General features: G+C 31.9%; 22 protein-coding genes, 1 pseudogene, 1 riboswitch and 1 other annotated feature. Of the genes and pseudogenes, 20 read left to right on the forward strand and 3 right to left on the reverse strand.

Going from position 1 to position 25774, the window contains the following annotated elements; genetic code table 11:
* The first annotated feature begins 264 nt into the window (after window positions 1–264).
* The 4 genes from ABH959_RS11690 to ABH959_RS11705 all read left to right on the forward strand — a co-directional run bounded on the left by ABH959_RS11690 (window position 265) and on the right by ABH959_RS11705 (window position 6441).
* Complete coding sequence (locus ABH959_RS11690; RefSeq protein WP_113936361.1) at window positions 265–2052, forward strand: PAS domain-containing sensor histidine kinase; 1788 nt, start codon at window positions 265–267, stop codon at window positions 2050–2052.
* A 219-nt stretch (window positions 2053–2271) separates the two neighbouring features.
* Window positions 2272–4398, forward strand: coding sequence for a peptidoglycan D,D-transpeptidase FtsI family protein (locus ABH959_RS11695; RefSeq protein ID WP_113936362.1), 2127 nt, complete (start codon window positions 2272–2274; stop codon window positions 4396–4398).
* 77 nt (window positions 4399–4475) lie between these two features.
* Window positions 4476–5006 (forward strand): signal peptidase I, encoded by a 531-nt coding sequence (gene lepB / locus ABH959_RS11700; protein WP_113936363.1) that lies wholly within the window; start codon window positions 4476–4478, stop codon window positions 5004–5006.
* 256 nt (window positions 5007–5262) lie between these two features.
* Window positions 5263–6441 (forward strand): macrolide family glycosyltransferase, encoded by a 1179-nt coding sequence (locus ABH959_RS11705; RefSeq protein WP_113936364.1) that lies wholly within the window; start codon window positions 5263–5265, stop codon window positions 6439–6441.
* Window positions 6442–6490: 49 nt separating this feature from the next.
* On the opposite strand, the gene ABH959_RS11710 is transcribed toward ABH959_RS11705, so the two are convergent.
* The gene (locus tag ABH959_RS11710) at window positions 6491–7174 is read right to left on the reverse strand and encodes an aspartate/glutamate racemase family protein (protein WP_113936365.1); all 684 of its coding nucleotides are present in this window, start codon (window positions 7172–7174) and stop codon (window positions 6491–6493) included.
* Between the two features lie 150 nt (window positions 7175–7324).
* A riboswitch (SAM riboswitch) is annotated at window positions 7325–7440 on the forward strand.
* A 139-nt stretch (window positions 7441–7579) separates the two neighbouring features.
* Between ABH959_RS11710 and ABH959_RS11715 the strand changes: the two genes are divergently transcribed.
* The 4 genes from ABH959_RS11715 to ABH959_RS11730 all read left to right on the forward strand — a co-directional run bounded on the left by ABH959_RS11715 (window position 7580) and on the right by ABH959_RS11730 (window position 10866).
* Window positions 7580–8128: an ECF-type riboflavin transporter substrate-binding protein gene (locus ABH959_RS11715; RefSeq protein ID WP_113936366.1), complete on the forward strand. Its 549-nt coding sequence runs from the start codon at window positions 7580–7582 to the stop codon at window positions 8126–8128.
* A gap of 10 nt (window positions 8129–8138) precedes the next feature.
* Window positions 8139–9839, forward strand: a complete 1701-nt coding sequence (locus ABH959_RS11720; RefSeq protein ID WP_113936367.1) for an ABC transporter ATP-binding protein — start codon at window positions 8139–8141, stop codon at window positions 9837–9839.
* Complete coding sequence (locus ABH959_RS11725) at window positions 9832–10632, forward strand: energy-coupling factor transporter transmembrane component T family protein (RefSeq protein ID WP_113936368.1); 801 nt, start codon at window positions 9832–9834, stop codon at window positions 10630–10632. Before ABH959_RS11720 ends, ABH959_RS11725 begins: the two co-directional genes overlap by 8 nt.
* Before the next feature lie 135 nt (window positions 10633–10767).
* Window positions 10768–10866 carry a YjcZ family sporulation protein gene (locus tag ABH959_RS11730; protein ID WP_000007808.1) on the forward strand — a complete coding sequence of 33 codons (99 nt, stop codon included), beginning with the start codon at window positions 10768–10770 and terminating at the stop codon, window positions 10864–10866.
* A 99-nt stretch (window positions 10867–10965) separates the two neighbouring features.
* On the opposite strand, the gene ABH959_RS11735 is transcribed toward ABH959_RS11730, so the two are convergent.
* Together ABH959_RS11735 and ABH959_RS11740 are read right to left on the reverse strand one after the other, a co-directional pair.
* Window positions 10966–12285, reverse strand: coding sequence for a sensor histidine kinase (locus ABH959_RS11735; RefSeq protein ID WP_113936369.1), 1320 nt, complete (start codon window positions 12283–12285; stop codon window positions 10966–10968).
* Between the two features lie 46 nt (window positions 12286–12331).
* Complete coding sequence (locus tag ABH959_RS11740) at window positions 12332–13213, reverse strand: protein kinase family protein (protein WP_113936370.1); 882 nt, start codon at window positions 13211–13213, stop codon at window positions 12332–12334.
* Window positions 13214–13339: 126 nt separating this feature from the next.
* On the opposite strand from ABH959_RS11740, the gene ABH959_RS11745 reads away from it, so the two are divergent.
* The 12 genes and pseudogenes from ABH959_RS11745 to ABH959_RS11800 all read left to right on the forward strand — a co-directional run bounded on the left by ABH959_RS11745 (window position 13340) and on the right by ABH959_RS11800 (window position 25607).
* The gene (locus ABH959_RS11745; RefSeq protein ID WP_404492618.1) at window positions 13340–13858 is read left to right on the forward strand and encodes a GrpB family protein; all 519 of its coding nucleotides are present in this window, start codon (window positions 13340–13342) and stop codon (window positions 13856–13858) included.
* 109 nt (window positions 13859–13967) lie between these two features.
* Window positions 13968–14498, forward strand: coding sequence for a hypothetical protein (locus tag ABH959_RS11750; protein ID WP_002085249.1), 531 nt, complete (start codon window positions 13968–13970; stop codon window positions 14496–14498).
* Between the two features lie 12 nt (window positions 14499–14510).
* Window positions 14511–15185, forward strand: a complete 675-nt coding sequence (locus ABH959_RS11755) for a response regulator transcription factor (RefSeq protein WP_002032425.1) — start codon at window positions 14511–14513, stop codon at window positions 15183–15185.
* The gene (locus tag ABH959_RS11760) at window positions 15182–16600 is read left to right on the forward strand and encodes an ATP-binding protein (RefSeq protein WP_404492619.1); all 1419 of its coding nucleotides are present in this window, start codon (window positions 15182–15184) and stop codon (window positions 16598–16600) included. Before ABH959_RS11755 ends, ABH959_RS11760 begins: the two co-directional genes overlap by 4 nt.
* Window positions 16601–16745: 145 nt before the next feature.
* Window positions 16746–17735 carry a zinc-binding dehydrogenase gene (locus tag ABH959_RS11765; RefSeq protein WP_242311433.1) on the forward strand — a complete coding sequence of 330 codons (990 nt, stop codon included), beginning with the start codon at window positions 16746–16748 and terminating at the stop codon, window positions 17733–17735.
* Window positions 17736–18008: 273 nt separating this feature from the next.
* The gene (locus ABH959_RS11770) at window positions 18009–18608 is read left to right on the forward strand and encodes an undecaprenyl-diphosphatase (protein WP_002085252.1); all 600 of its coding nucleotides are present in this window, start codon (window positions 18009–18011) and stop codon (window positions 18606–18608) included.
* A gap of 224 nt (window positions 18609–18832) precedes the next feature.
* Complete coding sequence (locus ABH959_RS11775) at window positions 18833–20971, forward strand: penicillin-binding protein (protein ID WP_404492620.1); 2139 nt, start codon at window positions 18833–18835, stop codon at window positions 20969–20971.
* A gap of 191 nt (window positions 20972–21162) precedes the next feature.
* Window positions 21163–21420, forward strand: a binding site (T-box leader).
* 65 nt (window positions 21421–21485) lie between these two features.
* Complete coding sequence (locus ABH959_RS11780) at window positions 21486–22724, forward strand: MFS transporter (protein WP_404492621.1); 1239 nt, start codon at window positions 21486–21488, stop codon at window positions 22722–22724.
* 111 nt (window positions 22725–22835) lie between these two features.
* Window positions 22836–23861, forward strand: coding sequence for a serine hydrolase domain-containing protein (locus tag ABH959_RS11785; RefSeq protein WP_404492622.1), 1026 nt, complete (start codon window positions 22836–22838; stop codon window positions 23859–23861).
* Between the two features lie 22 nt (window positions 23862–23883).
* Window positions 23884–24393: pseudogene (locus tag ABH959_RS11790) on the forward strand (GNAT family N-acetyltransferase); the annotation flags it as partial.
* Window positions 24394–24564: 171 nt separating this feature from the next.
* On the forward strand, window positions 24565–25020 hold the full coding sequence (locus ABH959_RS11795) for a CcdC protein domain-containing protein (protein ID WP_016095464.1): 456 nt from the start codon (window positions 24565–24567) through the stop codon (window positions 25018–25020).
* Window positions 25021–25100: 80 nt separating this feature from the next.
* Window positions 25101–25607, forward strand: coding sequence for a DUF3189 family protein (locus ABH959_RS11800; protein ID WP_002085266.1), 507 nt, complete (start codon window positions 25101–25103; stop codon window positions 25605–25607).
* Window positions 25608–25774: the final 167 nt, after the last annotated feature.

Here is a 25774-nt window from a genome sequence, read left to right on the forward strand (position 1 = left end):
AACTCATTATATAGAATATATTGGAATAAATGTTTATATTTTTCATGAAAGTTGTGAAACTTTTGTGAATTTTACAGTTATTGTATTTTTATACTGCCACTAGCAGCGCGTAACAATCCCATATTATTTTCTGTTTTTAATTGAAAAATAGAATTTGTTTGAATAATTATTCTACAGCTATATACCTAGGGGCACTTTCTTCGTATAATGAAGAAGTATGAATTTTGAATTTGTATAAATTTTACATATCGAGGTGAAAAAGGAATGAATGCGCGGCTAATGGAACTTATTGATGTGAGTACAATAGAAACCATGGCAGAACAATTTTATAAATTAACCAACATATCACATCAACTTCTTGATGCTGAAAACGAATGTATATTTTCATTTGGAATTAATGAAATGAAAGTATGTAAACTTCCAAAAATTGAAATCCCCCTTTTCTTATACAATCAATATTTAGGATCTTTTGTTGTATGGTCCAAAAGAAGTGAAATCTTAAATTGCCAGAAATATTTTGAAATGCTTTCTAACCTCATTATAGATGGGGTGAAAAAAGTAGTTCAAAGTAAAAATACATCGTTACTTTCTCGAAAAGAGGAAGAACTGCATACAATCTTACAAAACATGCCTGTTATGGTTGATGCGCTTGACTATAATGGAGATTTTGTTTTGTGGAATCGAGAATGCGAGATTGTAACAGGTTATACTGCTGAAGAAATAATTGGGAATCCAAACGCACTTCGATTACTGTATCCTGACCATAATTATCGCTATCAAATACAAAATAAATTTTTGACTCATGGAAAAAATTTTAGAGATTGGGAAATGCGTTTAACATGTAAAAATGGTGAAATTAAAACGATAATGTGGTCCAATATATCAGAGCAGTTTCCTGTAACAGGATTTAGTTACTGGGCTGTTGGTGTAGATATTACACATTTAAAAGCGATAGAAGAGCAATTGAAACAACAAACCTCTGAATTAGAATTAATTTTTAAAGCTTTACCAGATTTATGTTTTTTAACAGAAGATGACGGGACAATTATAGATTATAAAGCAGGGTCCCCTACAAAATTTTACGTACCCGCAGAAGCTTTTATGGGGAAAAAGTTTTACGAAATATTACCGTCTCCAGTAGCACAGCAATTTCAAGAAGCAATTCGCCAATTGAAAGAAGAAGGAAAGAATGTAATTGTAGAATATCCTCTAACAATTAATGGAAGTATTGATTTCTTTGAAGCTAGATGTTTACCATTATTACAAGATAAAATTATGATCATTGTCCGCGATATTACAGAGCGGAAAAAGGCAGAAGAATTGCTAAATAAATCAGATACACTTGCGGCAATTGGTCAATTAGCAGCCGGTGTAGCTCATGAAGTGAGAAACCCATTAACTGTAATTAAAGGATTTATACAGTTATTCCAAATTAATAGAGAAGATCAAGAAAAATATTTTGACCTTATGCTTTCCGAAATAGAAAGAATAGAAGCAATCCTCCAAGAGTTTTTGTCGATTGCTAAAACTGATGAAATAAATACAGAAAAGAAAAATATTTATCAAATTTTTAAAAATGTCGTATCGTTAATTAATACAAAAGCAATCATGACAAATATTCAAGTTGAACTATTTACAGATTCCAAAGAGATAATCATTGAATGCTCAGAAAATCAATTGAAACAAGTATTTATTAATATTTTGCAAAATTCAATCGAAGCAATGCTAGATGGCGGGAAAATTTCAATCCATATAAAAGAAATACATAAAAAAGGTGTCATTATTAGTGTAATAGATGAAGGAATAGGAATACCTGAAGAAAGAATTAAAAGATTAGGTGAACCTTTCTATAGTACGAAAGAAAAAGGTACCGGTATTGGATTGATGTTAAGTTATAAAATAATTGAAGGTCATCAAGGAACAATAAGTATAATGAGTGAGGTTGGCGTCGGGACAACTGTAACTATTTACTTGCCGAAAATTCAGAGTAAACAATCTCTATCAAATTGTGATGATAGATGTATTTCAATACGTTCTAATATTAACTCCTAAAATACTTAATACCCAATAACAAAGCTAAGCTTTTGTTATTGGGTATTTTTATATTTAATTTAGTAAACTTTACCTTTTCTTTATGTTTGTTTTAATTTCTATTAAGTTTTAAACGTTATATTAATATGCGTACAAAGTAATGTATGGAAATTGTACATTATTTTTAATATAGAAAGCTTAAAATTATTAGAAATGTTGTAAGGAGGAGATTATGACAAGGTGAAAAAGAAAGAGAAAAAGAGTGGTAGAGCACTACCTATACGATTAAATATTTTATTCTTTTGTGTGTTTTTATTATTTTCTGGAATTATAATCCAGTTAGGCAAAGTACAAATTTTCGATGGAGAAACATATAAAAACGAAGTAGAAAAAAGAGAGAATGCAACTGTTAATCTTACAGTACCACGTGGCAAAATTTATGACCGTGAAGGTAATCCAGTTGTTGACAATAAGTCTTTACGTACGATTACATATACAAAGGTGAAAGGTGTAAAAGCGGAAGAAATGTTAAAAACCGCAAGACAACTTGCAGCAATAATTGAAATGCCGCAAGAAGATATTGATAAGTTAACAGAGACTGATAAGAAAGATTTTTGGATGCAATTAAATCCAAAACTTACTCAAAACTTAGTATCTAAAAAAGAAATAGATACGTTTAGGGAAAAGGATATTAATGGGAAAGATCTAGACAAAAAAATAGAAGAGTTAAAAAGAAAGCGCATCACAGATAAAAATCTTCAAGAATTAACAGCCATAGATATAGAAGTGTTAGCTATTAAAAGTAAAATGACTTCAGGTTATCAAATGGCACCTCAAATTATTAAAAAAGATGTTAGTGAAAAGGAATATACTGTGATTAGTGAAAATTTAGCAAATCTCCCAGGTGTAGACGCATCAGTTGATTGGGAAAGGCTCTATGTAAATGATGGCTTATTCCGTTCAGTTCTTGGAAATGTTTCGAATGCTGATGAAGGATTACCACGTGAACGATTAGATTATTATTTAGTGCGTGAGTATAGCCGGAATGATCGTGTTGGGAAAAGTTACATCGAACAGCAATACGAAGATGTGCTTCATGGTACGAAAAAAGAAGTAAGAAGTATTGCTGATAAACAAGGTAATACAATTAGAACTGAAACAGTTTCTGAAGGAAAAAGCGGCAAGAATTTAACTTTAACAATAGATATGGAATTACAGAAAAAAGTAGAAGAGAGCATAGAAAAAATATTAAAGGCCTATAAAGGTTCAGAATCGATGTTGGACCGTGCTTTCGTTGTAATGATAAATCCGAAAAATGGTCAAGTATTATCAATGGCAGGGAAAAAATTAGTAGAAAAAGATGGGAAAACAGAAGTTGAAGATTATGCTTTAGGTACGATGACAAGTTCATATGAGCTTGGATCAACTGTTAAAGGTGCGACAATATTGACTGGTTTTGAAACGAAAGCTATAACACCAGGTACTTATTTTTATGATGCGCCTATGAAGTTTAAAGGAACTAAGGAGAAGAAGTCTTGGAAAGAGTTTGGAAATATAGACGATTTAAGAGCGTTACAAGTTTCTTCAAACGTTTATATGTTTAATACAGCATTAAAAATTGCAGGTGTGGATTATGTGAAAAATAGCTCATTAAATATTAAACAGGAATACTTTGATAAAATGAGGTATTATTTCAGGCAATTTGGATTAGGTGTTCCAACAGGTATCGATTTACCGAATGAAACAGCTGGACAAATTGGTAAAAAAGATAACCAGCCAGGTTTCTTATTAGACTACTCAATTGGCCAGTATGACACGTATACACCGCTTCAGCTTGTACAGTATATTTCAACAATCGCAAACGGTGGATATCGAATGAAGCCACAAATTGTTCAAGAGGTTAGAGAGCAAACCGCGCAAAAAGATGAGATTGGTAAAGTGGTGCATTCAGTAGAACCAATCGTTTTAAATAAAATAGATATGAAAGAGGATTATATAAATCAAGTAAAGGAAGGATTTAGGAGAGTATTCCAAGAAGGTGATGGAACTGGAGTAAGGGCATTCCAAAAAGCACCGTATAAACCAGCGGGAAAAACAGGGACAGCACAGACAGTATACGGTGGAGAAAGTGATATTGGAAGAAATGAAAAAGGCGAGCGAAGAGAATGTTATAATTTAACGTTAGCAGGATATGCGCCATATGACGATCCAGAAGTAGCATTTTCTGTTGTTGTGCCCTGGGTTATAAATGATAAATCAGGTATTAACTCTGATATTGGAAAAGAAGTTTTAGATGCTTATTTTGATTTAAAAAATAAGCGATTAACTGGCGAAGCACCAAAAATAGATGACTCTAAAGAGAATTAAAATATACGAAACGTCTCTAGCAATTATATGAACTAGAGACGTTTTTTACATACGAATAGTTTAGAAATGAGGTATATATGAAGCAATTGATTCTAAAAGATTGGAGAAAAATATGTAGCTATATTTTAATTATAATAGGAATTATTTTTATTAATAAGTTATTTTTATTTTGTATGGTAGAAGGAATTTCGATGCAACCTACTTTGAATGAGAATAATCGCATACTAGTTAATAAGGCTAGCATCTATTTTTCTTCTTTTCATCATGGTGATGTTGTAATAATAAAAAAAGAAGACTCGCCTACATACTACGTGAAGCGAATTATTGGATTACCAGGGGATAACGTACAATTAAGAAACGATGTGTTATATATTAACGGTAAAAAGCGAGATGAGTTGTATATACAGTTAGATATGTCACAAGTATCAAATCGTTTTTCAAACTTTAGAGAAATGAAAGTTCCCTCGCATAAATTATTTGTACTAGGTGATAATCGTAATCATAGTATGGATAGTAGGAATACACTTGGACTGATCAATGAGTCACATGTAATAGGTAAAGTAAAAATGGTATATTATCCATTTGATCAAATAAAATGGTTAAAATAATTCTATTAGATATGCACGTTTTACAAAATAAATCATATATTGATAGCATAGGACAAGCAGAAAAGCTTATCCTAACCTCACAGAACACTCCTTATCACAGTTAGGCATCTACATTTTATGTAGATGCCTTTTTCAATGTCTGATAATTATTTATCAACCTAAAGTAGTAAGTATATTGGGACTATTAAGGGGAGATTGCTTGTAATAATAACAGTACGATTAATAAGAACATTGAATTGTAAGGAGTGAGAAATAAGTGATGAACATTTTAATAGTTAATTTCCCTGCAGAGGGACATGTAAATCCTACATTAAGTTTAGTAAAGGCCTTTACTGAAAGAGGTGATAACGTACACTATATTACAACGGAAAGCTTTAAGGAAAGGCTTGAAGTTTTGGGAGCCATTGTACATACTCATCCGGATTTATTAAAGGAGATTTCTATTGATAATGAAACTTCATATGGATTAAAATCTTTCTTTCATGTACATGTTCAAACTTCTTTATACATATTAGAAATTACGAAACGATTATGTAAAAGCATTAATTTTGATTTCGTAGTTTATGATATATTTGGTGCTGGAGAGTTAGTAAAGGAATATTTACAAGTTCCAGGCATAGTTTCCTCTCCTATATTTTTAATTCCACCAGTATTATTGGAAACCTTGCCTTTTCATCCAAATGCAGAAATACAATTCCAACCCGATGAACTCTCTGAAAAGTTACTGCATCAAATGGAACATGAATTTGGAGTAAAGCCCAAAAATAATCTTCAATTTATGCATAATAAGGGAGATATTAGTCTCGTGTATACAAGTCGTTATTTTCAACCTAATAGCGATTCGTTCGGAGAAAACAATGTTTTTATTGGACCGAGTATTATAAAGCGCAAAACAAATGTAAAGTTTCCACTTGAATTGCTTTCAAAAAAGAAAGTTATTTATATTTCAATGGGAACACTTCTCGAAGGGCTCGAACCATTTTTTAATACTTGTATTGATGCTTTTTCAAATTTCGAAGGGATTGTAGTAATGGCGATTGGTGATAGAAATGATATTTCAAAAATTAAGCAAGCGCCAGACAACTTTATTATAACCCCTTACGTACCTCAATCAGAAATATTAAGTGAAGCAGATGTTTTTATTACACATGGTGGAATGAATAGTGTGCACGATGCAATCCATTATAATGTCCCATTTGTGATAATACCGCATGATAAAGATCAACCTATGATAGCGCAAAGATTAACTGAGCTTGAGGCAGCACATAGATTATTGAAAGAGCATGTTAATGTGCAAACTTTAAAAAAGGCGGTAACAGACGTTCTTTCAAATGAAAAGTATAAACATGGCATTCGAAAACTGAATGAAAGTTTTTTAGGGTGTGGTGGTTCCAAAAGAGCCATTGCAGTTATTGATGCTCTTTTAAATAAATAGTTCGGACAATATAAAAGCATAGAGGCTCTACCTGTATGCTTTTATATTATTATCCAGCAAATTGTACAGCAGTATTTGCATGTAAATAAGCAGTATCAAAAACAGGAACAGTAAGGTCATTTTGGGAAATAAGCAATGGTATTTCAGTACAGCCTAGTAATATTCCTTCCGCACCATTTTGAATTAATGAATTGGTAATTTGTATTAGTTTTTCTTTTGATGTTTCTGAAATAATTCCTCTACTTAATTCATTTAATATGACGTGATGGATAAAAGTTCTTTCTTCGTCATTTGGGATAATTGTCTCAATGTTATATTTTGCTAGTCGTGATGTATAAAAATCTTGTTCCATCGTTTGTTTCGTTCCTAATAATCCGATCCGTTTTATATTCTGTTCTACCATTTCTTTAGCACTTACATCACCGATATGAAGAAGTGGGATTGATATTGCTTGTTCTACTTCCTCAGCAAATAGATGTACAGTATTAGAACACATTAGTAAACATTCAGCTCCTGAGTTTTCTACCTTTTTTGCTACTGCGACTAATTCATTTTTCACTTCTTCATATTGATGATTTTGTAATAATGTAGTTACTTCACCAAAGTCCATACTATATAAAACAAGCTTCGCATTTTGATCATATTGAGAGAGAGTTAGTGTATTAATATGTTTATAATATAACGATGTTGATTCCCAACTTAGTCCGCCAATTAAGCCAATTACTTTCATCATGCATTCCTCCTGTAACAATTTTGAATTTATTATTTCATAATTCCGATAAGAATACAATGATTTAATTGAACTATTTATCGAAAAATAAAAATAGTAAGAAAAGTATTGAAATTATTTATTGTTAGTGCCATAATACAGATTACAAATACATACTTATCCAGAGAGGTAGAGGGAACGGCCCTTTGAAGCCTCAGCAACCCCTATGTAATTACATAGGAAGGTGCTAATTCCGCAGAGGACACGATGTGTCTTTTGAAAGATAAGGGGATTCTTGTACGTGAAAGAAAATGACCTCTTATTTAAGAGGTCATTTTTTGTTGTATAGAAAGGAAGTGTCGATGCATAATTCATTTTCAAAATAAATATAGAGTATTAAAAGTTGAATAATACGAGAGGGGAATTGTAATGAACAAATTAACGACAAAGCTAGTAGTAGCTATTGGAATTGGAGCAGCTTTATACGGGGTATTAGGGCTTTGGGGATTTTCTATCGCACCGAATACATTTATTAAACCCGCATTGGCTATTTTAACAGTTTTTGGAGCGTTATTTGGCCCAGTAGCAGGACTTTTAATAGGATTCATCGGTCATACCGTTACAGATACGATCGCTGGATGGGGTATTTGGTGGGGATGGGTTATTAGTTCAGGTATTATTGGTTTAGCAATGGGACTCATACAAAAAAGAGTTGGTTTTAGTGTAAAACATGGAACGTATAATAACCGTGATATTTCTTATTTTGCAATTGCAGGGTTAATCGGTATTGTCATAGCTATTATATTTGCTGGAGCATTCGATATTATTGTGATGGGAGAACCGTTTGACAAAATAGTTATACAAGTACTAGGCGCAACAATTGCAGACGTTATCGTATTTTTAGTTCTTGGCTTACCAATCACGATCGGTCTAGCGAAATCAAATAAGAAACATACACATTTAAAAATTGAAAAGTAGGGATGAATACATGCAACCAATTATTTCTTTTGAACAATTTACCTTTCAATATAGGCATACCACGCAGCCTACTTTAAAAGATATTACATTTCAAATATATCCTGGGGAAAAGGTACTTATCGCTGGACGAAGTGGTTCAGGTAAGTCAACATTAGCTCATTGTATAAATGGGCTAATCCCATTTTCTTACGAAGGGATAAGTACCGGTAACATTTTAATAGCTGGAAAGGATCCGAGAAAAGGTAGTGTTTTTGAACAGAGTAAACACGTAGGGACAATATTACAAGATCAAGATGCACAATTTATAGGCCTTACTGTCGAAGAGGATGTAGCATTTGCATTAGAAAACGATTGTGTAAATCAAATAGAAATGAGAAAGATTGTTACGGATTCTTTAAAAAAGGTAAGCATGCAGGACTTTCATACACAAAGTCCACATGAATTATCAGGAGGTCAAAAACAGACAGTCTCTCTTGCAGGTCTGCTAACGACAAATGCAGATATATTATTATTTGATGAACCGTTAGCTAATTTGGATCCTGCATGTAGTTTGAATACAATAGAACTCATTAAAAATATACATGAGAAATATAATAAAACAATTGTAATTATTGAACATCGAATAGAAGAAATATTAAACCTTGATTTAGATAAAATTATTTTAATTGATGAGGGAGAAGTTATTGCCGTTGGTTCACCGGATAGTATTTTAAATTCTGATATATTACCAAATATCGGACTAAGAGAACCTATTTATATAGAGGCGCTAAAGAAATTAAATTTTGATAGTAATAATGTGAGGGTATTTCCAATTGAAAATCTTCGTAATGCAGGCGTTCATAGCCTATTAAAGAACTGGATGCATAAGCAAGTTTCATCAAAAAACAAATATATTAAAAAAGCTTTATGCAAGATAGAAAATTTATCATTTACGTACAATAACAAACATACAGCCTTAGAAGATATCAACCTTTCAATAGGAGAGGGAGAAATAGTAGCGTTATTGGGTCATAATGGAGCAGGAAAATCGACATTAGCTCATACTCTTATAGGAATAAATAAAACAGAGAATGGGAGAATAACATTCGATGGAGAAAATATAAATTGTTGGTCTATTCGTAAACGCGGGGAAGTTATTTCTTACGTTATGCAAAACCCAAATCAAATGATTACACAGCCTACTGTTTTAGAAGAGGTTTCATATTCATTAAAATTAAAAAAGGTTTCTAAAGATGAGATTGAGACAAGAGTCGAAAAATCTTTAAAAATTTGTGGATTATATCCATTTCGTAACTGGCCAATTCAGGCATTAAGCTATGGACAAAAAAAGAGGCTTACTATTGCATCTGTACTTATAACAAACCCAAAACTTATTGTATTAGATGAGCCAACAGCTGGACAAGATTATTACCATTACAAACAGTTTATGTCGTTTATTAGAAAACTGGCTAAAAGGGGCATATCCTTTATTATTATCACACACGATATGAATCTTGCTTTAGAATATGCAGATCGAGCGGTAGTTCTGCATGAAGGGAAAATTATTGCGGACAATACTGTATCTGCTGTTTTAGGGGATCAAGGAACGTTACAAAGAGCTAATCTACGGGAGATTTCATTAATAAAACTAGCTAAATTAAGCGAAATTCCAACTCCAGAAACATTTGTGAAACTTTATATTGAGGCTAATAGGAGGGAGGAATATGCATAATACGTATTTTTATCGTATGGATGGTGCAATTAAATTATCTTTATTTATATTTTGTATGACACTTACTTTTTTATTTTTTGATTTTCGTATATTGCTAATTTTATTTATTGTTGGATGTATCAGCCTCTTAATTGCAAAAATTCAATTGCGTAAAATTATAGTTATTTTCAGCGTTATATTTACATTTAGTTTATTAAATTCCGTTATGATTCTTTTCATTACGCCCACCCATGGATCGGAATTAACGGGATCGTATACCTCTTTTTTTTATATAGGTTATGCAACAATTACATATGAAACTTTATTTTATGCAGCTACACTTTCATTGAAATATTTTACGTTATTACCATTTACACTTCTTTTTATTTATACAACTCATCCAAGTGAATTTGTGAGCAGCTTAAATAAATTTGCTGTTCCTTATAAAATTACATATGCAATAAATATTGCACTGCGTTATATACCAAGCATTCAATCTGAATATATAATCATTAGACACGCGCAGGAAGCAAGAGGCGTACCTTTTGAAAAAGGAGAAGCGAGCTTGTGGATTCGTATGAAAAACCGTGTTTTAATTTTTTGGCCACTTATTATTCATTCATTAGAAAGGATTGATACTGTTTCAAATGCAATGGATTTAAGAGGTTTTGGAAAAAAGGATAAACGAACGTGGTACTATGCAAAAGACGCACAAAAGGAGGATTACATCACACTTTTTGTTGGTATTATCATTTTGATTATTGCAGTTTACTTAAAGCTGAATGTATTCCAAAGCTTCTGGTACCCATTTTAAAGCACTCTCAATAGAGTGCTTTTACTAATTTTTATGAAGACATGCTCAAAAAAGGGAGATATACATACTGTATAATACGAACCAGTTAAAATGATCAACTACCTATTAGTTTTCAAACCAAAAGGAGGAGAAAATATGAGTTTCGGCGGTTCTTGTGGTTTTGGTGGAGGTTTCGCTTTATTAGTTGTGTTATTTATTTTATTAATTATTGTTGGATGTAGTTGTTGGAGCTAAGGGTACTAATTTCTAATTAGTCTCTTCTAAATGTAAATTAAAAAAACATAGCAGATACTTTTTGTATCGAAATAAAAAAGGAGCCATTATGCTCCTTTTTTATTTATTATGCAACGTGCTCTCATTATTATATTTTGGGAATGTAATAGTTAAAGTAGTTCCTTTATTAACGATACTTCGGATTTTTAAATTGCCTCGCATCGTTTCAATAATTTTAACAGCAACCATCGTACCTAAACCAGTACCTTTCGTTTTTGTACTAAAATACGGTTCGCCAAATCGATTAATTTGCTCTTGCGACATTCCAACTCCACTATCTTGAATCCTTATTATGACCTTATTATTGCTGACAGTTGCAGAAATAATTAGATTACCGCCACATGGCATTGCTTCTATACTGTTTTTTATTAAATTTAAAAAACATTGATGGAAGTGCTGTGTATTACCAATAATTGTTCCCTCTGAGAACTCTTTTGTAATATTAATATTATTCATGTTACAAAAAGGCAACATCATATTAATAACTCGATTTAACTCGTGCTCCACTGAAATATGATCTAGTTTTTCTGAAGCTGGTTTGGCAAAAGTTAAGTAATCATCAATAATTGCTTGTGCACGATTTAACTCTTCAAGAATATGTTCAATATACTCATCTTTGGATTGTTGAGTTATATTGGGTGTTTTTAAAAGTTGTGTAAATCCTTTTACAACAGTCAATGGATTCCTTACTTCATGTGAAATACTTGCAGCGAGTTGGCTGACAATCTCCATTTTTTCAACTTTTATTAATTTTGATCGCATAAATATTGCATCTTTTAAAACCTCATTAAAATAGACCATAAATAATATTAAAATAGTTGGTAATAGAATGAAATAAATAATGTACAAATTATTCACTTCAAAATCTGATAGAGTTAAAACAATTACTGTTGTAAATATTGCAAGGAAAAAAGTTAAAAACATAGATGAAGTTACTTTTATTTTCCTATTGTATGTATTAAATTTTGATGATGCGAATGCTGTAATGATTAACATCGTTCCATAAACAATGATTGTTAACAGGCTAAAACCATAAAACATAAAACGTATTATTAATAAAATCATGAGTAATGCAATACCGACTGGAAATCCACCATAAAGTGTACCAATTAAAAAGGGGATTTGTCTTAAATCATGAATATAATTTTCATCCATATAGATGGGATACCGCATACATAAAATTAGTGGGATACTCGTACAAAGAATGATAAGTAGTTTCTTATATTTCTTCCCGAAGTACCCACTATCATAAATAAAATAAAAAACAAATATACTGCTTAAAATATAAAGAAGATTATTTAAAACATTTTGATTAATGTAAACAAAGTTCATAATACATGCCCCGTTATCCTGAATTTCAATCCCATATGTATTATACATTATAAAAGTGCAAGTTTTACATGTACTTTTATAATGTATGTAGTTTTTATAGATTTTCAGTGTTATAGGCTTTTAACCATGCATTATTAAACTCTTCCATTGACGCATAGCGCTCACTACGATTTTCATTTACAGCACGGTATGCTACTTCATATAAGCCTTCACTAGCTTCCCATTTCATAAAGGAACGATCTTGCCCGCCACCTAGTAGTGCAAAAGCTATAGCCCCCATATTAAATACGTTTGTTTGTCCGTCTATTATAGAGTTAAGTTGAAACTCTTCAGGTGACATAAAACGAGATGACCCCCACATTCGTCCCATCTTATTTACATACGGTTTGTTACTGTATAAATCAATATCACAAATTTTTGTTTCATTAGTTTTAAAGTTGTACAAAATACTACCGTCATAAAAATCAATAGCTACATAGTTTTTGTGTTCAACGTAAGTATGGAAATTAAAAATAGAATTTAATGAAATTAGCCTATTTTTAACGGATAATTTCTTATATTTATAAAATGGTGAGTTAGGATCATTGTATTTTGCTGGGGGTGGGAAACTCCAGTGCGGGTGAAGACATTCACCGTCAAACCAATCGAAAATTAAAACATATCCATGTTGTACAGGATAGTGATCAATTAAACTTATAAGAGAAACGTGTTTTAATTCATTGTATATAGTAACTGAGCTTTTTAATCTTTGTATAGCTTCATTTGTAGAAGCATTATATGCGAGTGTTTGTGCCCCTGCATATTTTATAAAGTGCTTTTTCCCATTCTTTTCAACACCAAAACTTATATTACCGGAATCTTGTTGGTCAAAAACCGCAAATACTGTACCTAGTTTTGTAAGCCAATCAAAATTATGATGTTTTTTTAGTTGGAATGTTATAGTATCTAACTGAATTTTAACTGGAATATCTTTCATAATTCACCTCAAATTTAATATAATTAAGTTGTCCATTACAGTATTCGACATATTTTGTGAAATCCCTATATTTATAAACTTAAATTTTATAAATATAATAATATATAGTTATAAGGAGGAAAGCAAATGGATGGAAAAATCATAATTAAACCGTACCAACAATATTGGCATACAGAGTTTTTAAATAAAAAAAATAAAATTGTGCCGTTACTCCATGAAGAAATTATTGCCATTGAACATATCGGAAGCACAGCCGTAGAAGGGTTAGGGGCTAAACCTCTTATTGATATGATGATCGGCGTAACAAATTTACAAATTACCGGAAATTGGAGGGAAGCCCTAGAAGAAATTGGCTATGAATATGTTCCTAAAAAAACACCTAATTGGCGTTTTTTTAGAAAAGGTAAATGGAGAGCTGGTACCCACCATTTACATGTTTATATTTATAATAGCGAGGAATGGAGGAACAACCTTTTATTTCGAGACTTTCTAATAAATCATGAGTGGGCACGTGAAGAATATAGAGTATTAAAAGAGATGCTTGCTGCTGCATATCCTTTTGATCGTGTTTCATATACAAATGCAAAAGCACCGTTTATTTGCAACATATTAGAATTGGCCAAAAAGGATATAAATAAAATATAAGTAGTTTTCAGATTCTCATTTTATTTTAATCTTTCTCTCATGTTATTCTCTCTTTTACTTGATACACTGCTGATTATAGAGCTTTTGAGTCAAAAGGAGATTATATAAAATGGAGAAAATACTTAGAAATAAATATTTCCATATATATGTTAAAATAATTGGTATTACTATTATTGTTTGTAGTGTAGAATTGCTATTTATTAATGTTTTGTACGGGAATGTATTAAATGTACAATGGCTAAATAAGAAATTAGGTTCTTTAGGTGAATACGGGGTAATTATAGCTGCATCATTATGGTTCTTACGTCATATATGGTTATTTTTAAAGAAGAAACATATTCACGGATTTAAAATAATTAAAGAGCTATATCTTTTTATAAAACATTTTCACGTATTAATTGGATACGCTGTAATAGCTGTTGCGACTACTCACGGTGTTTACTTTTTAATAAAAGGAAGTCGTCATATAATACTAATATACAGTGGTATATTTTCTCTTTTAACCTTAATAACATTAGGGGTTGCGGGATTTGTTTTACAGAAATCTAATCAGAAAACAAAATTGAAGATGTATCGAAAAGCACATCAAATTATTGCAGTCATATTCGGAATAGGATTACTTATTCATTTAATCGTATAGGAGGAAGTATCGTTGCAACATATACTAATTATTGAGGATGAGGAAAGCTTAGCAGATTTTTTAGAATTAGAATTAAAGTATGAAGGATATATAGTAGATATACAACTTGATGGAAGAAAGGGATTAGAAGCAGCACTTGAAAAGAATTACGATCTCATATTACTTGATTTAATGTTACCAGGATTAAACGGACTGGAAGTATGTCGTCGACTAAGAGCAACTAAAAGTACACCTATTATTATGTTGACTGCTCGTGATAGTATTATGGACCGTGTGACAGGGTTAGATAGTGGAGCTGATGATTATCTTCCAAAACCGTTTGCAATTGAAGAACTTTTAGCACGTATGAGAGTGATTTTTAGGAGAGAAGAAAATACAGAGCAAAAGCACGCATCATTTCTTTCGTTTAAAGATCTACAGCTTCAGATTGAATCTCGAACTATAACTAAAGGAAATGAAGAAATTGAACTTACAAATAAAGAATTCGAGCTACTGCTTATGTTTATGAAAAATATTAATCGAGTTCTTACCCGTGATATTTTACTGGACCAAGTATGGGGTTATGATGCAATGGTTGAGACGAATATAGTCGATGTATATGTTCGTTATTTACGTAATAAGTTACATAGTGTGGATAAGGAGGAGTATATCCAAACAGTCCGCGGTGCTGGATATATAATGAAATGATAAAAAACATTGTGCACCGAATTCGAAATTTACCTATAAAGTGGAAATTAACACTTTGGTCCACTACACTAGTATTCATTTTGTTTATTTTGTATAGCACGTTACAATTCATTGTAATTAATAAGTGGACTATAGATTATGAACAGAAACAAATAAACAGACAATTGACAGAAATAACGGCATATTTTCAAGATAAAAACGAAACGCTCTCGAGCAAAACATTTGAAAATAGTAAAGAATTTCTAAATAATATGATTGATAAACATCAAATGATTCGTATTATCGGAAATGATGGAAAGCCCATTGTTACTGTTTCTCGAGATTTTAATGAAGCTTGGATAAAACCAAAACAGGTTACCCAAGATGAATCCTTAATAAAAAGACATATAGAAGATCGAATATTAGTTGAGCGCATACCAATTCAAACAAAAAAATTCACGGGAACTATTGAACTTACGAAAAACTTAGAGACATTTGATCATTTATTAAAAATTATCTTAGTGGTAATGGTCTTTGCAGGGATATGTGGATTAGTGTTTAGTTTTTTAGGCGGAATACTTATAACGAAAAAGCTTTTATCAAGTGTTCAAAACATAACGGATACGATGAAGCGTATTAAGAAAAACGGACTAAATGAAAGAGTTCCAGTACGAGAAAATAATGATGAACTCGCAAAATTATCGATTCTTTTTAATGAAATGATGGATGAAGTGGAAACTTCTTTTACACAGCAAAAACAGTTTGTAGAAGACGCATCGCATGAATTAAGAACACCATTAACAATTATTCAAGGGCACTTATCAATGCTGAATCGATGGGGGAAAAATGATCCAGCTATATTGGATAAATCTCTTCAATCCAGTTTAAAAGAAGTAGATCGATTAAATAAATTAGTTTCAGAATTGCTAGAGCTATCAAGGGCTGAATCAGAACAGATACATCCAATAGCAGCTGAACGAGTCCATGTTAATAGCGTATTAAAACAAGTTACACAAAACTTTGCAATACTGCAAACTGACTTTCAATTTGATATGAAATTGGATGCAGATGAAGCGTATGTTTCAATACCATCATCTTACTTAGAACAAATAATTATTATTGTAATGGATAATGCAGTGAAATATACAAAAGAAGCTAATAAGTATATTTGCATTGAATCAAGTATGCGGTCAGGCAAAATTAAAATCCGAATAATAGATCATGGGGCAGGAATACCTGAAGCAGATTTACCATTTGTTCTTAACCGTTTTTATAGAGTTGATAAAGCGAGAAGCCGAAAACAAGGTGGAAATGGGCTAGGTTTATCAATTGCAAAAAGGCTTGTAGAAAAATATAACGGAGCTATTCAATTAGAGAGTAAAGAAAACGAAGGAACAATTGTTACAATTACATTTCCTGATACTACACATGAATAGTTAAAGGTAAAAAATTCTTTTTGAAAATACTCTTTAAAAGGAGGAATACATTTTGTATTTCCTCCTTTTTTGATGCTTAGTAATCAAATTATTTTATTTATTTCGATATTTAAAGTACATTGAAAGGATTAAGGGGGAATAATTAATGAAAGCTATTGTACATCAACATAAAAAAGGGTTAGAAGGTTTAGAATATAAATTATCACCGGAGATAACTCCTAATGTGGGGGAAGTTAAAGTGAAATTAAGAGCAGCAGGTTTAAATCATCGTGATTTATTTATAATGAATAATAGAAAAGAAATGGAACTACCATTAGTTTTAGGGTCAGATGGTGCAGGTATTGTTATAGAACTAGGAGAAGGAGTTTCAAATATTTCACTACATACCGAGGTTATTATTAACCCTAGTATTGGATGGAATAATACTCATGAAATACCAGAGTTACCTGAAGTACTAGGTGGACCAGCCGATGGAACGTTTGCTGAATATGTTATTGTACCAGCAGAAAATGTAGTGGAAAAGCCATCATATCTTACGTGGGAAGAATCTGGCGTTTTATCTTTATCGGCATTAACTGCATATAGAGCGCTTTTTACAAAAGGTAGATTAAAACCTGAAGAACATGTCCTAATTCCGGGAATCGGCGGTGGTGTAGCTACTTATGCTATGTTATTTGCTAAAGCAATTGGAGCAAAGGTGAGTGTTACTTCAAGGATAGAGGACAAAAGAAAGGCTGCTGAAAAATATGGAGCAGACTTTTCTTTTAATAGTTCTGGTAATTGGGACGAGTGCCTACATGGAGAAAAAGTGGATTTAATTATAGATAGTATAGGTCCGGCGACTTTCTTAAAATATTTTGATATATTAAAACCAAATGGAAGAATCGTTAACTTTGGTGCAAGTTCAGGAGATAAAATCGAATTACCGTTACGAGCATTATTTTATAATCAAATCGATATTATGGGAACATCAATGGGGAGCAGTGAAGAGTTTAATGCGATGATTCATTTTATAGAGGAACATAATATTAAACCAATCATTGATAAAGTATATCCATTAGAAGAAGCAATTCAAGCTTTAAATCGAATGCAGCAAGGAGAACAATTCGGTAATATTGCCCTTCGTATGGAATGAAAATATGATTTCAGAGAAATTATATTTAAATGAACATGTTAAGTATTATATTCATGCATAAAGTGTTTATCATACTATTTAAAATGTTTTACAAGCTTTATACATACTTAGCTCTTGTAAATAGTTACACGATTGTCATATGAATAGTAATAAAATGAGAATTAGATGAGAAAAGTTTAAGCCCATTTTCATATTGATGTTGTATACTGTGTAAATCAAGAACACTTGTATCTTTATTTAAAGTACAATGAGTAATAATAAGGGGAGAGTAATATGAATTACACAGTATTTCAATGGATTAATAACTTTGCTGGATCATCCAAGCTATTAGATACGCTAATGATCGCTATTACAAATAGTGTTCCATATGTAGCTATTCTATTCATGCTTATCCTATGGTTCAATAATGGAAAGAAAGAGAATGCAATTAGAAAACAATATACAGTGTTATATACGACACTTTCAGTTAGTATTGCATTATTAGTAAATGTTCTTATACATGCGGTATATTACCATCCGCGTCCTTTTATAACACATCATGTAAATCAATTAGTACCGCATGCAGCAGATTCATCATTTGTAAGTGATCATTCTGTACTCGTATTTTCGATTGCTTTCGTATTTATTCTAAGAGGAGAAAAACTTAAATATATCGCGTTAATATGGGCAATATTAGTCGGTGTATCACGCATGTACGTAGGCGTTCATTATCCTCTAGATATACTTGGTGCTGCGTTCTTAACATTTATTACAAGTGGATTAGTGATGCAAAGCGCACGTATATTTGAACCGTTAGCAAGTTTTATTTTCAAAATGTATGCACTAGTAGCAAAACGAGTTCCTTTTTTAGCGAAATATAACCACATAGCGTAAACTTAAGAACCTACCAAAAAGTAGGTTCTTTTCATTTGAAGATTCGAAAAATTTCACTCACCGTATTTTATATTTAAATACATAAACGATCAGAAACAAATAGCAACTTAGATTGTTTTCTTATCGTTTTAGAGGAATTCACTGAAAAAACTACGAAAAATATAGTATCTAAAATAAAAAAGTGCATATTTGCATTAATAAATTGTAAAGGAAAGGAGATCAGTATGCATAAACTTCAAACGAATAAAGGCGCTCGATATATGATGATTGCTTTTATTGTTTTGTTTCTTACGATGCTTTTACGTATATTTTATATTCAAGCAGTAGGAGTCGTGCATAATGTTAATGTAAAGGATCTTGCGAATGAACAACAGAATAAAAATGGAGTTTTGGAAGCAAATCGTGGCACAATTTATGATCAAAGCGGGAAAGTATTAGTCCAAGACTCAACAACATATCGCATCGTTGTAAATTTAAAAGGAAAAGATAAATTAAAAGATAAAGAAGATACTGCACAACGTTTAGCAGGTGCGCTTGAAGTTGATAAAGAGGAGATCATGAAAAATTTTCATGAAGGACGTACGCAAGTTGAAATTGGTAAAATTGGTCGGAATTTACCTAGAGAAGTGAAGGAACAAATAGCAAAATTAAAAATACCAGGGGTGTCATTTACGACAGAAAAAGCTAGAGTATATCCAAACGAAGACTTTGCATCATATATCCTAGGTTTTGCTAGGCCAGATGAAAAAGGAAATGCAGAAGGTAAGTTTGGACTCGAACAAAGTCTTGATAAATATTTGCGCTCTACAAACGGAAATGTAAAATATGTAGGTTCACGAAATGGTATCCCACTTACAAATGATATAGGAAAAATAGAACCTGCTAAAAATGGAAATAACGTATACCTTACGCTTGATAAACAAATTAATAGTTTTTTAGAAGATGCAATGAACAAAGCGGAGCAACACTATGACCCTTCTATGTTAGTAGGTATTATTGCGGATCCAAAAACAGGTAAGATTTTAGCAATGTCTAGTAAGCCTAGTTATAATCCTAACAAAGGAGACATTGAATATTTTTTAAACGATCCAATTGCGAATGCATTCGAACCAGGGTCTACAATGAAAGTTTTTACATTAGCTGCTGCAATTAATGAAGGTGTATATAACGGGAAAGAATATTTCCAATCAGGAAAATACGCAGTTGGTTCAGCAGAGATTAAAGATCATAATGGCGGCTATGGATGGGGTTCAATTACATTTGATGAAGGGTTTGAACGGTCATCGAACGTTGCTTTTTCTATTTTAGAAGATCAGTTACTGAAACCAAATAAATTCAAGCAATATATGAATAAATTTGGTTTCAATCAAAAAACAGGTATAGATTTGCCTGGAGAAAGTAAAAATACATTATTGCTAAATACTCAAATCCAACAAGTTACTACTTCTTTCGGTCAAGGCTCTACTGTAACCCCTATTCAAATAGTACAAGCAGCCACAGCTATAGCAAATGACGGGAAAATGATGCAACCTTATATTGTTGATAAGGTTGTAAATCCAACAAATAAACAAGTTATTATGGAAAATCAACCTAAAGAAATAGGGAATCCGATTAAAAAAGAAACCGCAGATAAGGTAAGGAACTTAATGGAGCGTGTTATAACATCATCTAAAGGAACGGGAACGATGTATAAAATTGATGGTTATCCGATTGGTGGTAAAACAGGGACAGCGCAAATTCCGAATCCTGAAAATGGACGATATATGGAAGGGAAAGATAATTATATTTTTTCATTCTTAGGAATGGCTCCAATTGATGATCCGCAATTAGTCGTATATTTAGCCATTAAGCAACCTAAATTAAAAGGGAATGAATACGGTGCTCAGCCTCTTGCTGAAATTTTTAAACCAGTTATGAAAAATAGTCTAGAATATTTAAAAGTGAAACCATATACAGAAAAGCAAATGGCAGATGCAACAAAGCAATCTGAAATAAAAGTACAAAATTATGTAAATCAAACAATGGATACCGTAAAAAATATTGCAGAAAAAGAGAAACTTCAGCCGGTATTATTAGGAGAAGGAAAGATAATAAAACAATATCCACAGACTGGCGAGGTAATGAGTGAAGGAGATCGCATATTTCTAGTAGGAAGTAATGTGAAAATGCCTAACCTAAAAGGTTGGTCAATGCGTGATGTTATGTATTTCTCTAAGTTGTTGAAATTAGATTTAAAAACAACAGGTACAGGGTATGTAACGAGTCAAAGCATTGAAAAGGAACAATATATACAAGAAGGTGATACTTTAAAACTAGATTTGGAACCGCCTCTAGAACCATTAGCAGAAGCGAGTACAAATTAATATCGAATTTTGTAAGAGTCTATAGTAGAATAGGCTCTTTTTGTTAGAGTTACAAGCAATTTCACGCACCGTATTTTTTAATAAATAAAAAATCAAGTTACAAAATTATAAAGAATGCTCACTTTTTAAAAAAACTGATTATTCTTTTTAATTATTTACAATATAAAACCTATGTGATAATATGGAAAAAACCAAATGCAGTGAAGAGAAGAGTAAATAAAATGAATTTTTCACAGAGAGCTCCATTTAGCTGAAAAGGAGCAAAAATTCTTTATTGAATCAAGTCTCTGAGCAGCACATCGGAACCTTTTAAAAGTGGATGGTGTGACGGGAGCTCCCGTTATAGAGCTAAGGTATAAGCATGGAAATAGTGCAGTACCTGATAAGGTTAATATGGCGACATATTAACAAACTAGGGTGGCACCGCGATGATAAATCTCGTCCCTAAGACTTTAAGTCTTGGGGGTGGGATTTTTTTATTGTTTTAAAACAATTTAGAAAGCGGGTGCCTAAAGTGAAAAAATTACTTAAAGATTTGAAATATCCTTTATTACTATTGTCCGGAGTTGGTATTGCGAATTTAGGTGCATGGATTTATTTAATCGCACTGAATGTACTTGTCTATAATATGGGTGGCTCAGCCTTAGCTGTCGCTACTTTATATGTGATAAAACCATTAGCCATTTTATTTACAAACGCTTGGTCAGGAAGTATGATAGATCGTTTAAATAAACGAAAGTTAATGATTCACCTCGATATATATCGAGTAGTATTTATCGCTATTTTACCCTTGGTTCCATCCCTTTGGATTGTCTATCTCTTAGTATTTTTTATAAGCATGGCCAGTGCGATTTATGAACCAACTGCTATGACATATATGACGAAATTAATTCCAGTAGAGCAAAGACAACGTTTCAACTCACTACGTAGTTTAATAGGATCAGGTGCATTTTTAATTGGTCCAGCAGTGGCGGGGATATTATTAATAACTGGTACACCAGAGTTTGCTATATATATGAATGCTATAGCATTTTTGCTATCAGGGTTCATTACATTACTTTTACCTAATCTTGATAAAAAAGACGATTTTAATACATCCAATGATAAATTGTCACTAACTGTATTAAAGAAAGATTGGAACATAGTTTTAAATTTCAGCAAAAAATCTGTGTATATAGTATGTGTTTATTTCCTATTCCAAGGAATGATGGTTTTAGCTACCGCTATAGATTCACTTGAACTATCGTTTGCGAAAGAAGTTTTATTGTTAACAGATAGTGAGTATGGCTTTTTAGTTAGTACCGCTGGTGCGGGTTTTATTTTAGGAGCAATAACAAATACAATTTTATCAAAAAAATTAGCACCTTCATTTCTAATTGGGATAGGATCATTATTCATTGCAATCGGATATTTGATTTATGCTTTTTCAAATGAGTTTTTAATGGCTGCTATTGGATTCTTTATTCTATCTTTCTCTATGGCATATGCAAATACAGGATTTTACACATTTTATCAAAATAACGTTCCGGTTCATATGATGGGACGAATCGGGAGTATATACGGGCTCGTTATAGCTGTTTTTACAATTTTTATAACGATTCTGTTCGGCGTTGCAACTCAATTCACTTCTATACAACTTGTAGTCATTGTAGGAGTATTGGTAATGCTACTTATTACTATCATATTGTGCGTGTTTACTTTATTACCATCGCAGTCTAAGGTATATTCCGCTGAATCAATAAATTCGAAATAGTTCCCTTGGTTTTTATTTGAAACTTAGGGGGGTGAATAGGAGGTTTCTTTCCCCTATATATGGAAAAATAATAAGGGGAAAGAACAATACCAATAAACAAGGGTGGTTATTATGATAAAAACAAAAGATCAAATAGAGAAAATTGTAAAAGAAATACATCAGAATATAGATTTTTCTGGGCTAGTCTTAATAAAAAAAGATGATGATATTATTTATGAAAATTCATTTGGATATGCTAACCGAAGTGAATGTATAAACAATACACTACAAACAAGATTTGGAATTGCCTCAGGATGCAAATTATTCACTGCTATCAGTATCTGTCAACTTGTTGAAAGAGGTGTAATTACTTTTCATACAAAGTTAAAAGATTGTCTACATATTAAATTTCCAAACTTTAATGAAGATATTACAGTACATCAACTTTTAACGCATAGTTCAGGTATTCCAGATTATTTTGATGAAAGTATCATGGATAACTTTGAAGACCTTTGGAAACAAACTCCTATGTATCTATTAAAAAGTTTAAAAGACTTTTTACCATTATTCCAAAACAGTAATATGATGTTTACACCAGGAAGTAAGTTTTACTATAACAATGCAGGTTTTATTATACTTGGATTAATTATAGAACAGCAGACAGGACTTGAATTTACGGAATATATAGAAAGAAACATATTTGTTCCAGTTGGTATGAATGATTCAGGCTATTTCTCTTTAGATAATTTACCAAAACATACAGCTCTCGGATATATAAAGGATGGAAATAGTCAAAAATGGAGAACAAATGCATACTCTATACCCATAAAAGGAGGTTCTGATGGTGGTGCTTATATTACTGCACCAGACATGGTGAAATTTTGGGAAGCTCTATTTAACAACGAAATATTAAGCCACGAATATACGAAGTTACTTTTAACTCCTCATATTTTAGTGAATAATAGCCAGTCTTACGGCTATGGAATATGGATTGAAAAAAGACAAGGAAATATTTTTAAATATCATGTAATGGGATATGATCCAGGCGTGAGTTTTCGCTCGGCCGTATACCCGGAATTAGGAATTACATTAGTTATTCCATCAAATAAAGGGGCAGGACCTGAAAAACTAATGGTAGAAATAGAAGGAGCGTTTTAATTACATGGATATAAAAATTAGAGCATATTATGACAATGTACTTAGAGGGAAAGAAAAATATGAAAATCCTGCTATTGAATTAGTAGCTGTACACGAAGATCAAATAGTGGGTTTAATAGATATTGAATACGAATTAGAAGAACGTACTGTTTGTTCAAGAGGAACTGGTCTTGGCGGTATGATTTGGCATATTGCAGTTCATCCCGATTTTCGCAGAAGGAGAATTGGTAATCAACTATTAAATGAAGCAGAAAAGATGGCTAAAGAACTTAAGCTAAATCGATTGGAAGCATGGACTAGAGACAATCTGTGGGTACATGGATGGTATGAAAAAAATGCTTTTGTAAACGTAGATTCATATTTACACGTATATTCTGATCATACAGATGAAATAAAAGATGTAATAAAAAGTAATATAGAACAGTTAAATCCGGTTCAAACATTTACTCATTACACAGGTGAAAATAAAGAAGAGATAAGAAAACAATTTAAACGGGTTCATGAATGTACTCGTTTTGAATACAGGTACTAAAAGACGTACGAGTAAAAAGTACGTCTTTTTATTTTTATAAATAATGCTTAAGACTGATGTAAAAGAACACTCCATATTTTACAATTTAATGTAGATATTGTATTTCAAGTATCGAATAAAGAAAGAAGAATATAATTTTTAAAGGGAAACGTGTAAATAGGGGGGATTTAATTGGATATTATCGTTGTTATTCTTATTATCGTTTTAATGCAAGGGAAAGAACGTAAAGTGAAAATTAATCGTATTTGGCTTGTTCCAGCTTTATTGTGCTATGTAACAATTCAGTCCATTGTTCACATGGAGCAAGTAACTTTATTGCAAGGACTTCTCTTCGTTGCAATGTTTGGAATTGGATTGGCACTTGGGATTATTAGGGGGAAAGCTTTAACATTTCGGTTAGATAGTGAAACGGGTCATGTATTACGAAAAGGAAATTGGTTAAGTACAATTATTCTCCTTGTTATTTTAGGTGCGAAAATCGTGATTAAGCAAAGTATGTTTTCTGGCAGTACGCACTCCACATTAATGGTTGTAACGAATGCCTTCCTCTGTATCACATTAGGTACAGTAATTAGTAGACGATATTATATTTGGAAAAAATATAATGAATTAACACAAAGAGTATAAAAAAATTCATCCCTTGTTTAACAATCTTTTGAATGGTGATACTAATTAACATTGAACTTTTTACAATAAGGGATGATATTATGATTTTTATCTACACAGATTTCGGTGGAACGCATACAACCTCGCTAGCTGCAGCTTATCATTTGAATAAATTACCAACTGATCGGAAGTTAACGAAAGAAGAAATTTTAAATGTGGAGTACTTTAATAAATTGAAAACAGAAGATATGGGGAAAATTATTTTTCATGGACAAGATGAATATGGGAATCCCGTATATACAATTGGCTGCGGGGCATCAAAGGTCGTTGTACCTGCAATGAAGCATTTAGGAGAGATTCTGCAAAAACATTATCAAAACCATGATAAGATTATTTTTTCTAATACATCACCAACAGTTCCATTGCCAATGACTTTAGGCGGTTTGTTTTCTAGAAGATTTCATATTGATTTTATTGGTGTACCGTTACTCGTATGGGGAGCAAAGATTTGCTGTGATAACATCCAGCGACTTGTCAGTTATACGAAAGAAGCGGGGCGAATGACGAATGATTATGTTGTCATTTTAGATAACGAAACATTTAAGTAATTTAATGTTAAAAGAAAGCCGGAAAATTTTGTGGTTTTCTTTTTTTTGATAAATAGACAAAAAACATTCACATTTATTATACATCTACTATAGCCAAAATAATAAAGTCCTGTTACTATTACAGGGGATATTCTCTTTTCGTAAGATAAATATATAGAAAAGTCAGA

It is taken from the genome of Bacillus sp. RC51 (assembly GCF_044908115.1).
GTDB classification, from domain to species: domain Bacteria; phylum Bacillota; class Bacilli; order Bacillales; family Bacillaceae_G; genus Bacillus_A; species Bacillus_A mycoides.

Coding starts and splice junctions, on each gene's coding strand:
- ABH959_RS11690 (WP_113936361.1), top strand. CDS start 265: ATGAATGCGCGGCTAATGGAACTTATTGATGTGAGTACAATAGAAACC.
- lepB (WP_113936363.1), top strand. CDS start 4,476: ATGAAGCAATTGATTCTAAAAGATTGGAGAAAAATATGTAGCTATATT.
- ABH959_RS11710 (WP_113936365.1), bottom strand. CDS start 7,174: ATGATGAAAGTAATTGGCTTAATTGGCGGACTAAGTTGGGAATCAACA.
- ABH959_RS11715 (WP_113936366.1), top strand. CDS start 7,580: ATGAACAAATTAACGACAAAGCTAGTAGTAGCTATTGGAATTGGAGCA.
- ABH959_RS11720 (WP_113936367.1), top strand. CDS start 8,139: ATGCAACCAATTATTTCTTTTGAACAATTTACCTTTCAATATAGGCAT.
- ABH959_RS11725 (WP_113936368.1), top strand. CDS start 9,832: ATGCATAATACGTATTTTTATCGTATGGATGGTGCAATTAAATTATCT.
- ABH959_RS11730 (WP_000007808.1), top strand. CDS start 10,768: ATGAGTTTCGGCGGTTCTTGTGGTTTTGGTGGAGGTTTCGCTTTATTA.
- ABH959_RS11735 (WP_113936369.1), bottom strand. CDS start 12,285: ATGTATAATACATATGGGATTGAAATTCAGGATAACGGGGCATGTATT.
- ABH959_RS11740 (WP_113936370.1), bottom strand. CDS start 13,213: ATGAAAGATATTCCAGTTAAAATTCAGTTAGATACTATAACATTCCAA.
- ABH959_RS11745 (WP_404492618.1), top strand. CDS start 13,340: ATGGATGGAAAAATCATAATTAAACCGTACCAACAATATTGGCATACA.
- ABH959_RS11750 (WP_002085249.1), top strand. CDS start 13,968: ATGGAGAAAATACTTAGAAATAAATATTTCCATATATATGTTAAAATA.
- ABH959_RS11760 (WP_404492619.1), top strand. CDS start 15,182: ATGATAAAAAACATTGTGCACCGAATTCGAAATTTACCTATAAAGTGG.
- ABH959_RS11765 (WP_242311433.1), top strand. CDS start 16,746: ATGAAAGCTATTGTACATCAACATAAAAAAGGGTTAGAAGGTTTAGAA.
- ABH959_RS11770 (WP_002085252.1), top strand. CDS start 18,009: ATGAATTACACAGTATTTCAATGGATTAATAACTTTGCTGGATCATCC.
- ABH959_RS11775 (WP_404492620.1), top strand. CDS start 18,833: ATGCATAAACTTCAAACGAATAAAGGCGCTCGATATATGATGATTGCT.
- ABH959_RS11785 (WP_404492622.1), top strand. CDS start 22,836: ATGATAAAAACAAAAGATCAAATAGAGAAAATTGTAAAAGAAATACAT.
- ABH959_RS11800 (WP_002085266.1), top strand. CDS start 25,101: ATGATTTTTATCTACACAGATTTCGGTGGAACGCATACAACCTCGCTA.